General features: G+C 37.8%; 10 protein-coding genes, 12 tRNA genes, 1 riboswitch and 1 other annotated feature. Of the genes, 18 read left to right on the top strand and 4 right to left on the bottom strand.

What is annotated here, in order from left to right; all coding sequences use genetic code 11:
• The first annotated feature begins 3 nt into the window (after positions 1-3).
• The 15 genes from IGJ66_RS11405 to IGJ66_RS11335 all read left to right on the top strand — a co-directional run bounded on the left by IGJ66_RS11405 (position 4) and on the right by IGJ66_RS11335 (position 4,959).
• Positions 4-76, top strand: a tRNA-Asp gene (locus IGJ66_RS11405).
• 3 nt (positions 77-79) lie between these two features.
• Positions 80-152: transfer RNA gene (locus tag IGJ66_RS11400), tRNA-Phe, on the top strand.
• A gap of 6 nt (positions 153-158) precedes the next feature.
• Positions 159-229: transfer RNA gene (locus IGJ66_RS11395), tRNA-Gly, on the top strand.
• A gap of 17 nt (positions 230-246) precedes the next feature.
• Positions 247-320: transfer RNA gene (locus IGJ66_RS11390), tRNA-Ile, on the top strand.
• Between the two features lie 12 nt (positions 321-332).
• A tRNA-Glu gene (locus IGJ66_RS11385) sits at positions 333-404 on the top strand.
• Between the two features lie 13 nt (positions 405-417).
• A tRNA-Ser gene (locus tag IGJ66_RS11380) sits at positions 418-507 on the top strand.
• Positions 508-520: 13 nt separating this feature from the next.
• Positions 521-594, top strand: a tRNA-Met gene (locus IGJ66_RS11375).
• 20 nt (positions 595-614) lie between these two features.
• A tRNA-Asp gene (locus IGJ66_RS11370) sits at positions 615-690 on the top strand.
• A 1-nt stretch (position 691) separates the two neighbouring features.
• Positions 692-762 (top strand) — tRNA-Gly (locus tag IGJ66_RS11365).
• Positions 763-779: 17 nt separating this feature from the next.
• Positions 780-853: transfer RNA gene (locus IGJ66_RS11360), tRNA-Ile, on the top strand.
• Positions 854-877: 24 nt separating this feature from the next.
• A tRNA-Ser gene (locus IGJ66_RS11355) sits at positions 878-965 on the top strand.
• A gap of 22 nt (positions 966-987) precedes the next feature.
• A tRNA-Glu gene (locus IGJ66_RS11350) sits at positions 988-1,059 on the top strand.
• A gap of 215 nt (positions 1,060-1,274) precedes the next feature.
• Positions 1,275-1,352: riboswitch (SMK box riboswitch) on the top strand.
• The gene (gene metK, locus IGJ66_RS11345; RefSeq protein WP_075491740.1) at positions 1,350-2,543 is read left to right on the top strand and encodes a methionine adenosyltransferase; all 1,194 of its coding nucleotides are present in this window, start codon (positions 1,350-1,352) and stop codon (positions 2,541-2,543) included. Its footprint overlaps the riboswitch before it by 3 nt.
• Before the next feature lie 133 nt (positions 2,544-2,676).
• Positions 2,677-4,152, top strand: a complete 1,476-nt coding sequence (locus IGJ66_RS11340) for an MDR family MFS transporter (protein WP_430616633.1) — start codon at positions 2,677-2,679, stop codon at positions 4,150-4,152.
• A gap of 18 nt (positions 4,153-4,170) precedes the next feature.
• Complete coding sequence (locus tag IGJ66_RS11335; protein WP_067481702.1) at positions 4,171-4,959, top strand: alpha/beta hydrolase; 789 nt, start codon at positions 4,171-4,173, stop codon at positions 4,957-4,959.
• 50 nt (positions 4,960-5,009) lie between these two features.
• Here IGJ66_RS11335 and IGJ66_RS11330 read toward each other — a convergent pair whose 3' ends face one another.
• The gene (locus tag IGJ66_RS11330) at positions 5,010-5,666 is read right to left on the bottom strand and encodes a TetR family transcriptional regulator (RefSeq protein ID WP_095803855.1); all 657 of its coding nucleotides are present in this window, start codon (positions 5,664-5,666) and stop codon (positions 5,010-5,012) included.
• Positions 5,667-5,780: 114 nt separating this feature from the next.
• On the opposite strand from IGJ66_RS11330, the gene IGJ66_RS11325 reads away from it, so the two are divergent.
• Together IGJ66_RS11325 and IGJ66_RS11320 are read left to right on the top strand one after the other, a co-directional pair.
• A complete protein-coding gene (locus tag IGJ66_RS11325; RefSeq protein WP_430616632.1) occupies positions 5,781-7,493 on the top strand; it encodes an ABC transporter ATP-binding protein in 1,713 nt (570 codons plus the stop codon).
• 3 nt (positions 7,494-7,496) lie between these two features.
• Positions 7,497-9,266: an ABC transporter ATP-binding protein gene (locus tag IGJ66_RS11320; RefSeq protein ID WP_067481697.1), complete on the top strand. Its 1,770-nt coding sequence runs from the start codon at positions 7,497-7,499 to the stop codon at positions 9,264-9,266.
• Between the two features lie 65 nt (positions 9,267-9,331).
• On the opposite strand, the gene IGJ66_RS11315 is transcribed toward IGJ66_RS11320, so the two are convergent.
• Genes IGJ66_RS11315 through IGJ66_RS11305 form a run of 3 tightly spaced genes read right to left on the bottom strand, consistent with a single transcriptional unit; the run spans position 9,332 to position 11,532 of the window.
• Positions 9,332-9,916 carry a class I SAM-dependent methyltransferase gene (locus tag IGJ66_RS11315; protein ID WP_071869311.1) on the bottom strand — a complete coding sequence of 195 codons (585 nt, stop codon included), beginning with the start codon at positions 9,914-9,916 and terminating at the stop codon, positions 9,332-9,334.
• The gene (locus IGJ66_RS11310) at positions 9,917-10,873 is read right to left on the bottom strand and encodes a TIGR01212 family radical SAM protein (RefSeq protein ID WP_067481693.1); all 957 of its coding nucleotides are present in this window, start codon (positions 10,871-10,873) and stop codon (positions 9,917-9,919) included.
• A gap of 26 nt (positions 10,874-10,899) precedes the next feature.
• Positions 10,900-11,532: a phosphatase PAP2 family protein gene (locus tag IGJ66_RS11305; RefSeq protein WP_067481691.1), complete on the bottom strand. Its 633-nt coding sequence runs from the start codon at positions 11,530-11,532 to the stop codon at positions 10,900-10,902.
• 344 nt (positions 11,533-11,876) lie between these two features.
• On the opposite strand from IGJ66_RS11305, the gene IGJ66_RS11300 reads away from it, so the two are divergent.
• Positions 11,877-13,910, top strand: coding sequence for a LysM peptidoglycan-binding domain-containing protein (locus tag IGJ66_RS11300; protein ID WP_430616631.1), 2,034 nt, complete (start codon positions 11,877-11,879; stop codon positions 13,908-13,910).
• A gap of 69 nt (positions 13,911-13,979) precedes the next feature.
• Positions 13,980-14,192 (top strand) — a binding site (T-box leader).
• The last annotated feature ends 42 nt before the right edge of the window (positions 14,193-14,234 follow it).

Raw genomic sequence — 14,234 nt, 5'->3', positions numbered from 1 at the left:
ATTGGTTCCGTGGTGTAGGGGTTAACATGCCTGCCTGTCACGCAGGAGATCGCGGGTTCGATTCCCGTCGGAACCGTTTGGCTCGGTAGCTCAGTTGGTAGAGCAATGGATTGAAGCTCCATGTGTCGGCAGTTCGATTCTGTCCCGCGCCATTGTTTGCGGGTGTAGTTTAGTGGTAAAACCACAGCCTTCCAAGCTGTTGTCGCGAGTTCGATTCTCGTCACCCGCTTTGTTTTAAATTTTTATGGGCCTATAGCTCAGCTGGTTAGAGCGCACGCCTGATAAGCGTGAGGTCGATGGTTCGAGTCCATTTAGGCCCATTAGTTTTCACTGGCCCGTTGGTCAAGCGGTTAAGACACCGCCCTTTCACGGCGGTAACACGGGTTCGAATCCCGTACGGGTCATTAATCAACATATGGAGGATTACCCAAGTCCGGCTGAAGGGAACGGTCTTGAAAACCGTCAGGCGGGTAAAACCGTGCAAGGGTTCGAATCCCTTATCCTCCTTTTTTAATATTATCGCGGGATGGAGCAGTCTGGTAGCTCGTCGGGCTCATAACCCGAAGGTCGTAGGTTCAAATCCTGCTCCCGCAATTAAAAATTTAAAAACTATTGGTTCCGTGGTGTAGGGGTTAACATGCCTGCCTGTCACGCAGGAGATCGCGGGTTCGATTCCCGTCGGAACCGCCATGCGGGTGTAGTTTAGTGGTAAAACCACAGCCTTCCAAGCTGTTGTCGCGAGTTCGATTCTCGTCACCCGCTTTGTTTTAAATTTTTATGGGCCTATAGCTCAGCTGGTTAGAGCGCACGCCTGATAAGCGTGAGGTCGATGGTTCGAGTCCATTTAGGCCCATTAGTTCAAAATCTTATTGGTTTTGGGGAAGTACTCAAGTGGCTGAAGAGGCGCCCCTGCTAAGGGTGTAGGTCGGGAAACCGGCGCGAGGGTTCAAATCCCTCCTTCTCCGTTTCAATATTTTTTATTTTATTGGCCCGTTGGTCAAGCGGTTAAGACACCGCCCTTTCACGGCGGTAACACGGGTTCGAATCCCGTACGGGTCATCTAAAAGATACTTTATATAAGTATCTTTTTTTCTTTTTTCGAAAGAATGATTTCAAAGAACTTAGCATAGTTATCTTATAGATAACTGCGCTAAGTTCTTTATCTATATAGACAGAAAAACATTTCATTGTTAAGTTGTTCCATAATAAATTCTCATTTTTAATGAAAAATGTTTGAAAAAGCGAGCGAAAAGTTGCTTTATCTGCTATACTGATTTCGTTGCAAGTTCCCGAGAGGATCCGTACGAACGGAGATGCCTTGTAACCGAATTTAACTAGGGGGAATCACCATGACAGAAAGACATTTATTTACCTCAGAATCTGTTTCTGAAGGGCATCCAGATAAAGTTGCTGATCAAATCAGTGATGCAATTTTAGATGCAATTTTAGCACAAGATCCAATGGCACGTGTTGCTTGCGAAACATCCGTAACAACCGGGTTAGTTTTAGTATTTGGAGAAATTTCGACTACTGCTTATGTAGATATTCAAAAAGTTGTACGAGAAACAATTAAAGAAATTGGTTATACTCGTGCAAAATTTGGGTTTGATGGAGATACGGTAGCCGTTTTAGCAGCGATTGATGAACAATCACCAGATATTGCTCAAGGTGTAAATGAAGCGTTAGAAATTCGCGAAGAAGACCAAAAAGATTTACTAGATGAGATTGGTGCAGGTGACCAAGGACTTATGTTTGGATTTGCGGTTGATGAGACACCAGAATTGATGCCTTTACCAATTGCTTTAAGCCATCGCTTAGTTCGACGCCTTGCAGAATTACGTAAATCTAATGAATTAACTTATTTACGTCCAGATGCGAAATCACAAGTTACTGTAGAGTACGGAGAAGATGGTCAGCCTGAACGTGTTGACACAATCGTTATTTCGACACAACATGATGATGCAGTGGATAATGAAACAATTCATAAAGATGTAATTGAAAAAGTTATTAAGGAAGTTATTCCGGCAGAGCTATTAGATGATAAGACTAAATATTATATCAATCCTACTGGTCGCTTTGTTATCGGAGGTCCTCAAGGGGATGCTGGCTTAACAGGAAGAAAAATCATCGTTGATACTTATGGTGGTTATGCTCGCCACGGTGGCGGTGCGTTTTCTGGGAAAGATGCAACAAAAGTTGACCGTTCTGCAAGTTATGCTGCACGTTATATTGCAAAAAATATTGTTGCTGCAGGTCTTGCAAGAAAAGTTGAAGTTCAATTAGCTTATGCGATTGGTGTTGCACAACCTGTATCGATTTCAATCAATACCTTCGGCACTGGAACGCTACCGGAAGAAGATTTGATTGCTGCAGTAAGAGAAAACTTTGACCTTCGCCCAGCTGGTATTATCGAAATGCTTGACCTACGTCGTCCAATTTATAGACAAACAGCTGCTTATGGGCACTTTGGGCGTACGGATGTTGATTTACCTTGGGAACGTACAGATAAAGTAGAAGCATTGAAAGCAACTTTAAGTAAGTAATAAAAAATGCTGGAACGATTATCTTTAAGATAGTCGTTCTGCTTTTTTTTATGGTTTTATTCGCTGAATTATCTGAAATCATTCTTGTTTAAATAGATTTTATTTTTGACAATTGAATATGGGGAGGAAAAAAATGAAAAAAGAAACAAATGTAACGTTGGTAACAATAGGCGTATTTATTGCTACATTTATGACGGCTATTGAAGGCACAATTGTAACAACAGCAATGCCAACAATCGTTGGTTCACTACATGGAATGGAAATAATGAATTGGGTATTTTCCATTTATTTATTAACAAATGCCATGTTGACACCGATTTATGGGAAACTAGCTGATAAAATTGGTCGAAAGCCAATTTTTATTTTTGGTACATTACTTTTTATTATTGGTTCTCTGTTCTGCGGGTTATCTCAAACAATGATTGGATTGATCGCAGCACGTGCATTGCAAGGGATGGGCGCGGGAGCAATGATGCCTGTGGCTTTGACAATTATTGGTGACTTATATTCAATAGAAAAGCGTGCAAAAGTATTAGGATTGAACAGCTCTGCATGGGGAATCGCTAGTGTGTTTGGTCCTCTGGCTGGCGGTTTTATTGTTGATACGATTAGTTGGCACTGGATTTTCTTTATTAATGTGCCAATTGGTATTGGATTGATGATACTAATTTGGGTTTATTTAAATGAACCAGCGATTGAACGTGAAGCAAAACCAATGGATGTTTTGGGAAGTTTGAGTCTGATGGCAACATTAGTGACCTTGTTACTTGGTTTTCAATTACTAGGTGATCAAGGATTTACAACGTTTGTTATTAGTTTGTTGATTGTTAGTGTTTTACTATTTTTCTTTTTTATCTGGGCAGAAAAGCGTGCAAAAGATCCTGTTATCATGTTGGAATTGTTTAAGAATCCATTGTTTGTGATTGTCAATTTAGCTGCTGCTTTAGCAAGTGGATTTTTGATGGGGATCGATGTATATATTCCAATGTGGATGCAAGGTGTTCTTGGTTTGAACGCTGCGATAGGTGGATTGGTTTTAGCGCCACTTTCCCTTGTTTGGATGGTAGGATCGTTTTTGGCGAGTCGATGGATGTCGCAAATGTCAACTCATTGGGTGTTAAGAATTGGATTGTTGATTACGACTGTTGGTGGCACGTGGTTATACTTGATGCCTTTTGAAAGTAACTTTTTATGGTTCTTTGCAATTTCAACGATTATTGGTGTCGGATTGGGAATTACGATGACGACTTCAACTGTTAGCGCTCAAAATAGTGTTCCACATGAACAATTAGGTGTGGCAACTTCATTTAATACGTTGGTGCGAACAATTGGTCAAACAGTTATGGTGGCAGTTTTTGGTTTATTGATGAACGCAGTTACTCAGAGAGAATTAGCAGCGAAACAACTAACTGAGGATGCCGATATCATGAATAAATTAGTGAATCCTCAGACTGCTAAGCAAATTGATGCCACATTATTAGTTCCATTAAGAGAAATTTTATATGATGGATTACACAGCGTTTATTTTGCTGGTTTGCTTCTAGTCGTTCTTGCCTTAGCTTTAACATTCTTTGTACGCATTAAAAGTGGTAGAATAATAGAAAGTTAAAGAAGGTAGGCGAAAAAATTGGCATTTATCCAAGCGAATATCTATTCCAATATATTAGAAATGGAAGTTAACCTAAATGTTATTCTTCCACAGCAAACGAAGAAAATAATTGGCACAAGTACGCAGCAAAAAAACACAGATATCCCGGTGCTGTATTTATTACATGGGATGGGTGGTAACCATAGTGTCTGGGAGCGTCGATCATCTATTGAACGTTATGCTGCAGATTATGGTTTGGCTGTGATTATGCCGTCAACGGATTTAGGCTGGTACACAGATACGACATACGACATGAATTATTGGACGTTCATTTCAGAAGAGCTGCCAGCTATTTGTCATGAATTATTTCCACAGTTGACAACAAAAAGAGAGAAAACATATGCTGCTGGGTTATCGATGGGAGGCTACGGCGCATTAAAATTGGGATTAGCTAAACCTGAAAATTTTGCAGCAGTGATTTCATTATCTGGAGCAGTTTCTGTGGGGAACCGAATGGATGATTTACTAAAGATTCGAAAGCAGTCTTTCTGGGAAGGAATCTTTGGACCACTAGATCAAATTGAAGGGTCGGTAAATGATCCAAAATTTTTATTGGATAAGTTAGTGACTAGTGGTAAACAAGTACCACGAATCTTTTTGGCTTGTGGAGAATCTGATTTTTTGTTTACTGCTAATCAGGAGATGGCTGAGGTAATCAAAGAAAATGGGTTAGCTGTTACGTTTGAACATGGACCAGGTGAGCATAACTGGATTTTTTGGGATGAATGGATCCAACGTGCGTTTGTTTGGTTATTTGAAGGACAATAAAAAAAAGCAAGCCAGTAATGTAGTGGGCACCACATTACTGACTTGCTTTTTTATTGTAAAGTTTTGCTATATTCAAGACCAGCTAGGTAAATGGCCACATTATTAAGGAACTCTTGTTTATTATCGGAAGTACGATGGGCATGAATATCTTCAATCAAACCAGTTAACTGATGTTCTTGAACATAAGTACGCATATATATAACAGATTCTTTTAATAGCTCATTACCATTCATTACTTCATGCCGTAGTTTTTGTTCCTGTTGGTAATCCATTAATTGACCAATTAATAAATTATGCAAAGCCGAGATTGCTTGATGACTTTGTTGTAATGAAAAGTTTTGCTTGATGAGTAATTGAATCATCGTTTCTAAATGTTCCAGTCGACTAGGAAATGCTGGAACAGTATGAATTTCGATTTCAGCAGCACAAGGAAACTGAGAATAAAGATCATAATAGTTTTCCATAAACTGTAAAAGTTGTTGTTTCCATGGCAACGTTTCGTTGGGAACGACTAACGTCTCTTCAATTGTTTCTGCCATTTTTTGCAAGAGCTGTTGTTTATTTTTGAAATACCAATAAAGTGCAGGTGCCTGGACGTCTAGTTTTTTTGCTAGATTACGCATAGAAAGAGCGGAGAATTCCTTTTTTTCTGCTAAAATTGCAAAGGCATTTTGAATAATTACTTTTTGGGAAAGCTTGGGTTCCATTTAATCGACCTCTTGTATTGCATTATTTTTTTAAACATGGTAAATTGTTATGCGGTCTTATTTTACAGTGTTAAAGAGAGGCTGTCAATTTAACTAAAGGGGTGTATATAACACATGAATCTAATTTTAAGACATGCGAAGAAGTATAAAATGGCTGTCTTTATTTCATTGGTTTCCGTAGGGATTATGGTTGCGGCTACGTTGTGGCAACCAAAACTATTACAACAAGTACTTGAAGCTATTATTACAGAAGATAACGATGAAATGAAAACAATTGGTATCTATCTGATTGGCTTGGCTGTCCTAGGACTGCTTGCAGGCGTGACAAATACGATTTTTTCCGCTAGAGTAGCGCAGGGCGTAAGTGCGGATATTCGAGAAGAAGCATTTCGAAAAATTCAAACATTTTCATTTGGAAATATTGAGCAGTTTTCTGCAGGAAACTTGGTTGTTCGTTTGACGAATGACATCACGCAAATTCAAAATTTAGTAATGATTTCTTTACAATCACTTTTTAGAATTCCATTTTTATTTATTGGTGCATTTATTTTAGCGATGATGACAATGCCTCAATTATGGTGGATCATTGTTGCATTGATTGTTGCAGTAGTTATCATTACTGGACTTTCTTTTACAAGAATGGGTAAGCACTTTATGATTATCCAAGAGTTGATTGACAAAGTGAATAGTATTGCAAAAGAAAATCTCATGGGAATTCGCGTGGTCAAATCGTTTGTCCAAGAAAAGAACCAGCTAAAAACATTTACCAAAGTGAGCGATGAGTTAACTGAGCACAATATCATTGTAGGAACTTTGTTTTCAGTGATGATTCCTTCCTTCATGTTGGCAGCCAATCTAGCAGTAGTGGGTGCGATTTTCTTTGTGAGTGATTTGGCGAAAGATGATCCTACCCTAATTGGTGGAATAGCTTCATTTATGAACTATTTGATGCAAATCATGATGGCAATCATTATTGGCGGCATGATGATGATGATGACTTCAAGGGCTGCTGTTTCACTTAAACGAATCAAAGAAATCTTGGATACAGAACCAGATTTAACTTATCTTGATGTACCTGAACAAGAATTAACAGGCTCTGTAACGTTTGACCACGTGTCTTTCCGTTACCCTGGTGATGATGAAGATACATTAAAAGATATTAGCTTTATGATTGAACCCGGAGAAATGATTGGGATTGTAGGTGCAACGGGTGCAGGTAAGTCAACTTTGGCACAATTGATTCCTCGACTATTCGATCCAACAGAAGGAACAGTTGAAGTTGGCGGTGTTGATTTGAAAAAGGTGAATGAAAAAAGTCTGCGTAAAACAGTTTCCTTTGTTTTACAAAAAGCAATTCTCTTTTCTGGAACAATTGCACAAAATTTGCGTCAAGGAAAAGAAGACGCAACAGAAAAAGACATGGAGCGTGCATCTAAAATTGCTCAGGCACAAGAATTTATCAGTAAATTAGCAGAGAGCTATGAAGCTCCTGTTGAAGAAAGAAGTAGTAATTTTTCTGGTGGGCAAAAGCAACGCTTATCTATTGCTCGTGGCGTAATTGGTGATCCTAAAATTTTGATTTTGGATGACAGTACTAGTGCCTTGGATGCTCGTTCAGAAAAATTAGTTCGTGAAGCATTGAATCACGAATTAAAAGAGACGACGACAATCGTTATTGCACAAAAAATCGCGTCTGTGGTCAAAGCAAATCGAATTCTAGTATTAGATGAAGGTCGCTTAGTGGGTGAAGGTACACATGAAGAATTAGTTGCAAGTAATCAAGTGTATCAAGAAATTTTTGAAACACAAAAAGGAATGGAGGAGTAATCAATGACTGATTTAATTAAAGCAAGTAAATTTTTCTATCATTATTTGAAACGTTATAAATTCTCCTTTTTCTTTATCTTTGTGACAGTGATTATTGCTACTTACTTACAAGTGAAGGCTCCTCAATTTGTTGGGGAAGCTTTTCAGGAGTTAGCAAATTATGTCACAGGATTAATGCAAGGCGTTGATGATAAGAGCAAATTCATTGATATTATTTGGAAATTGTTGATTTTTTATGTTTTAGCTAGTGCTGCAAACTTTATTTATAGTATTTTATTTACGCAAGTAGTTGGAAAATCAACGAATAGAATGCGTATTGGTTTGTTTAATAAACTTGAAAAATTGACGATTCGCTTCTTTGATTCTCATCAAGATGGTGAAATCTTAAGCCGTTTTACGAGTGATTTGGATAATATCCAAAATAGTTTGAACCAAGCATTACTTCAAGTTATTACGAATGCAGTGTTGATGATTGGTATTTTAATTATGATGTTTCGTCAAAATGTGGAGTTGGCATGGGCAACGATTGCTTCTACTCCTGTTGCCATCTTGATTGCGGTATTTATCATTCAAAAAGCGCGAAAATATGTTGACTTACAGCAAGATGAAGTTGGTAAATTGAATGGTTATATGGATGAAAAAATCAGTGGGCAACGTGTAATCATCACTAATGGGCTACAAGAAGAAACAATTGATGGTTTTCTGGAACATAACCAAACAGTACGTAAAGCAACTTATAAAGGTCAAGTGTATTCAGGTTTACTGTTTCCAATGATGCAAGGAATGTCGTTGGTTAACACGGCAATCGTCATTTTCTTTGGTGGTTGGTTAGCTTTAAATGGTGATTTAGAACGTTCAGTTGCATTAGGATTAGTAGTAACTTTTGTTCAATATTCACAACAATATTATCAACCATTGATGCAAATTTCTTCTGGCTATAGCATGATCCAATTAGCAATTACAGGTGCTAGAAGATTAAATGAAATGTTTGATGAACCAGAAGAAGTCAAACCAGTTGATGGGAAAGCATTTGATGGTGTTGAACAAGAATTAGCATTAAAGCATGTTGATTTTGGTTACAAACCAGATAATTTAGTTTTGAAGGATGTTTCGATTAAGGTAAACAAAGGCGAAATGGTCGCTTTAGTTGGTCCAACTGGTTCTGGTAAGACAACGATTATGAACTTATTGAATCGTTTTTATGATGTCAATGATGGATCTGTTATGATTGATGGTACAGATATTCGTGAATTTGATTTAGATATGTTACGTAAACATGTGGGGATCGTGTTACAGGAATCTGTATTGTTTTCTGGAACGATTCGCGACAATATTACGTTTGGTAAACCAGAGGCAACGGATGAAGAGGTCATCAATGCAGCGAAACAAGCCAATATCCATGACTTTATCATGTCGTTAGAAAAAGGATATGAAACGGAAGTCTCAGAAGAAAATAATTTATTTAGTACAGGACAGAAACAATTGATTAGTATCGCACGAACAATTATTACGGAACCAAGTTTGTTGATTTTGGATGAAGCAACAAGTAATGTTGATACTGTTACAGAAGCAAGAATCCAAAAAGCAATGGATGAAGCAATCAAAGGGCGTACAAGCTTTGTTATCGCGCATCGTCTCAAAACCATTTTGAATGCCGATCGCATTGTTGTTTTACGTGATGGAGTAGTAATTGAAGAGGGCAATCATCATGAATTGCTAGCAGAAGACGGATTCTATGCTGAACTTTACCACAATCAATTTGTGTTTGAGTAAGAAGGAATGAAAGTATAACTATTTTTGACAGCTAGAGGCCATACAAAAAGAGAGTACAGCTATTTTTAGCTGAACTCTCTTTTTTTCTTCTTTTTCTCAATGCAATAAAGGATGGGTGGCTGATTTTTTTGATTGATAAATTGATAAGTTAAAACGTTGTATTGCTCCTGTGACAATTGTTGGCAAAATTCTTGAACCATGTCAAGTTCATTTTCTCCACCCGCATGTCCGTAGTAAACAACTAAAATCAATCGACCTTTTGGAACTAGACGCGCTAAGATCTCTTCCATTGCTTGCTTAGTTGTTTGTGGCAAAGTGATAATTTCTTTGTCGCTTTGTGGAAGATAGCCCAAATTAAAAATACCTGCTTTGATTGGCTGATTAATTGAAATTACTTGGCCAAGGGTTTCATGACCTTGTAAAAATAAAGTAGTGCGCTCTGTTAAGTTGGCTGCTTTCAATTTTTCCTGAGTGGAATCAATAGCTTGTTGTTGGATATCAAAACTATAAACATGTCCTGTTTTACCAATCAACTCAGCCATAAAAACGGTGTCGTAACCATTTCCCATTGTCGCATCAACCACTTGATCACCGGGTTGCAAAATTTCTTTTAATAAGGTGTGGCTAAAATGAAGCGCTGTTTGTAGCATTTATATGAGCTCCTTTGTTCGAACGTTGAATTTTCCTTGGTAGCTATCACGACGAATTAATTCTTCATCAATTGCATTCAAGACTTCCCATTTTTTCAAGCTCCACATTGGTCCAATTAGTGAATCCCAGGGTGCATCACCAGTTAAACGATGAATAATTATTTCTTGAGGAATCATCTCTAGCTGATCACAGATTACATGAACATAGTCTTGTTGACTCATTAGCTGAAGGCGACCCTCATGATAATCACGCAGCATGCGGGTTTTACGCATTAAGTGCATGAGGTGCAGCTTAATTCCTTGAATGTCAGAATCTAAGATTGTTCGGCGAACGTTTTCACGCATCATCTCTAAAGATTCTCCAGGTAAGCCATTGATGAGGTGCGTACATACACGAATGTTGTGTTTGCGTAGTTTACTTACGCCGTCTAGATAAGTTTGATAATCGTGTGCACGATTGATTGAAGTCGAAGTTTCCTCAAAAGTCGTTTGCAGGCCGAGTTCCACCCAAAGATAGAGACGAGTATTTAATTCGGCTAGATAATCAACCACTTCATCTGGCAAGCAATCTGGTCGTGTACCAATCGAAAGTCCAACAACGCCAGGAAGATTGATAACTTGTTCAAAACGTTCTCGAATCACTTCAACAGGTGCATGTGTATTAGTGAAATTTTGAAAATAAACGATATATTGTTGTACATGTGGCCATTTTTGATGCATCATATCAATCTCTTTATGAAATTGAATAGGCAGCGGATCTTCAGGCGCAACAATCATGTCTCCCGACCCAGAAACACTACAAAAAGTACAACCACCATGAGCTACCGTACCGTCACGGTTAGGACAATCGAAGCCACCGTCGATAGGCACTTTGAAAATTTTGCCACCAAATTCATTGCGCAAAGCATAATTCCATGAATGATAACGTTTATTTCCTTCTGCATAAGGAAATTCCATTTAAATTCCTTCTTTCTTTTCCCTTGTTAGGTAATTGATTCCTTCTTTTTCAAATAAATTGGATAAGTGTAACATAACCAAGTTAATCCTAATAAGTAACCACCTAAAACATCGCTTGGAAAGTGTACGCCTAAATAAATTCGGCTAATACCAACACTTAAAATAATCAATCCTAAGATAAATTGCAACAAAAATCGCACTGTTTTATTGTTTATCAAATGAGGTAATAAGAAAATCAAGGTGCCATACAAAATCATGCTCCCTGTCGAATGCCCACTAGGGAAGCTATAGCTTGATTCACTAACTAAGTGTGGTAAGGTTGGGCGATCACGCATAAAAAATAATTTAATCAATGGATTAGTAATTCCAGCAATCAAAATAAAATTAGTTGTTAACCAAATCAGTTCGACATGTTTCTTTTTGATCCACAAGAAAAAAATCAAGCAAACAAAAATAGAAATGACGGTTAACGGGTTTCCTAATTTTGTAACCATCATTTGATACGTATTCCAATGTGGCAGTGGTGCTCGAATAATTGAAGTGAAGAATTGATCGAAGCCATGAAGCTGTGATAAATGAAATTTTACAAAATAACTAAGAGTTAAGAAAAGTACAAGAAAAATACTCGCTGTAACTCGAAACGTCGTGTTTTGTTTCATAAAATGCCTCCTTAATCTAATGAAATCATTATAGCATTTTTTTAGTTGCTAGATTTTTTGCTCGGAGAAACGAAATGAAAAACTGATGAAATTTTGATGATAGGCTCTGGCGTAATGCTGACGAAAAGATTTAGTAATATTTCTGAAATAAAAACTAATGATTTTAAAAAGTCATTAGTTTCTGCAACGTAGAGCTATCAAGACTTTTATGAACTCAAATGATTGGGTATTACATAAAATTACATACAGATTACAAAGGATAACAAAGAGTTTAAAGAACTTTTAATGTAGTTTAAGAAAAGTTATACTTATAGTAACTGAAAAATGGATGCGGAGGATAGAAAATGGAGAAGGCAACGATCGGAAGAAAAGAGCGGAGACGCCAAGAAGAAAAGAAACGTTTTAGAAATGCAAAACGTGGAGTAGCAGCAGTTGGTACTGCAATGGTTGGTTGTTCTGTTGCGGCACCGTTGATTCAACCAGTTCCTGTAGCCGCAAATGAGCTACCTGCTCAAGTTGGTGCAAGAATCAATACTTCAGCATTTATTGCGGAAATCTCAACTTATGCGCAACCTATTGCCCAAGCAAATGATTTATACGCTTCGGTTATGATTGCCCAAGCAGTTGTTGAAAGCGGCTGGGGAAGTAGTGCGTTGTCACAATCACCTTATCACAATTTATTTGGAATCAAAGGCAGTTACCAAGGTCAAACTGTTTATATGAATACATTAGAATATTTAAATAATAAATGGGTAACGAAAAAAGAACCTTTCCGTCATTACCCAACTTTTGCAGAATCATTTAGTGATAATGCTTATGTATTGCGCAATACTTCTTTTGGCAATGGCTACTATTATGCTGGTACTTGGAAAAGTAATACCAAGTCTTACACAGAAGCTACTGCAGCATTAACTGGTCGCTATGCGACAGATCCAACGTATTCAACAAAATTAAATAATATTATCGTAACTTATGGATTAACCAAATACGATACACCTGCAACTGGTAATGCGGGTGGTGGTGCTACAACTGGTTCAGGCAGTGGGGTGAATACAGGAACAGGCTCAAATAATTCTGTGACGACACCAACTGATAATGGTTCTACAACTACCACATCAACGTATACTGTCAAATCAGGTGATTCTGTCTGGGGTATTGCGAATGCGCATGGAATTACCATGGCGCAATTGATTGATTGGAACAATATCAAAAATAATTTTGTTTACCCAGGTCAACGTTTAACAATCAAAGGGGAACAATCAACAGGTTCATCAACAAATAATTCTGGAAGTAATACGAACTCTTCTGGTAACAGTAATGCAACGAATACACAACCAAGTAATGGTTCGAAATATACCGTTAAATCAGGTGATTCTGTTTGGGGCATCTCAAATGCACATGGGATTACAATGAATCAATTGATCCAATGGAACAATATCAAAAATAATTTTGTTTATCCAGGTCAACAATTAGTTGTTTCTAATGGTACAACTGGCACAACGACAAACCCAGGTTCATCAAATTCAAATGCGAATACAAATCAATCAGGTAATGCAAGTGCATCGACTGGTTCTTATACGGTCAAAGCGGGTGATTCTGTCTGGGGCGTGGCAAATGCCCACGGAATCACGATGGCACAGCTTATCCAATGGAATAAAATCTCGAATAACTTCATTTATCCAGGGCAAAAACTGATTGTGAAGAATGGGACATCAAGTAGTGCGACAACCAACAATAATGCTACTACGAATAATAGTAATTCGACCAGCTCTTCAGCAGAAACAACAACTTCTTCCACTTACACGGTGAAGGCAGGCGAATCTGTTTGGGGCGTAGCAAACAAAAACAACATTACCATGGCACAATTGATTGAATGGAATAATATTCAAAATAATTTCATTTATCCAGGGCAAAAATTGATTATCAAGGGTGGTTCTACTGCATCGACTAATTCAGCAAGTGGGAATGCAACAGCTACGACTGGAAATAACGCAGCGAATACAACTACTTCTTCAAATAATGCGAAACCAACGACAAGCACAAGTACCAGTGGAGATACGCTGTACACGGTGAAGGCAGGCGAATCTGTCTGGGGTGTAGCAAACAAAAACAACATTACTATGGAACAATTCATTGAATGGAACAACATAAAAAACAATTTCATTTATCCAGGCCAAAAAGTCATTGTGAAAAAAGGATCAGCACAAACAACAGCGCCTACTACTAACTCTGGGACTAAAAAGTACACAGTAAAAGCCGGTGAGTCTGTTTGGAGTGTTGCCAACGATCACAATTTATCAATGGCGCAATTCATTGAGTGGAATAATATTAAAGACAATTTCATTTATCCAGGTCAAAGTGTGATAGTTGCAAAATAAATCTAAAAATTTTGTCAAATACTATTTGAACTTACTGAAGATATTTGTTACTATGAATCTACTTAAATAAGCAACACTTGAAAAGGAATTAGTAAAAAGTTGGAAGTTTTAGAGAGCACATGGTTGGTGAAAATGTGTACGGACGCTTTTGAACTCGCCTTTGAGTTGCCTTTGCTGAAAATAAAAGTAAGCAATGGCGGTGACGACCGTTACAACGTTTGAGGCCTATTTCCAATGGAAAAGGTAAAAATTAGGTGGTACCACGTAGATTACGTCCTATAAAAAGAGCAATCTTTTTATAGGACTTTTTTGTTTTTTATCGGT

Origin of the sequence: Enterococcus sp. DIV0176, from assembly GCF_050528535.1 — a bacterium.
GTDB lineage: Bacteria > Bacillota > Bacilli > Lactobacillales > Enterococcaceae > Enterococcus_B > Enterococcus_B thailandicus.
The sequence above is the reverse complement of the archived record's forward strand: the minus strand, read 5'-3'. Positions and strand labels throughout refer to the sequence as shown.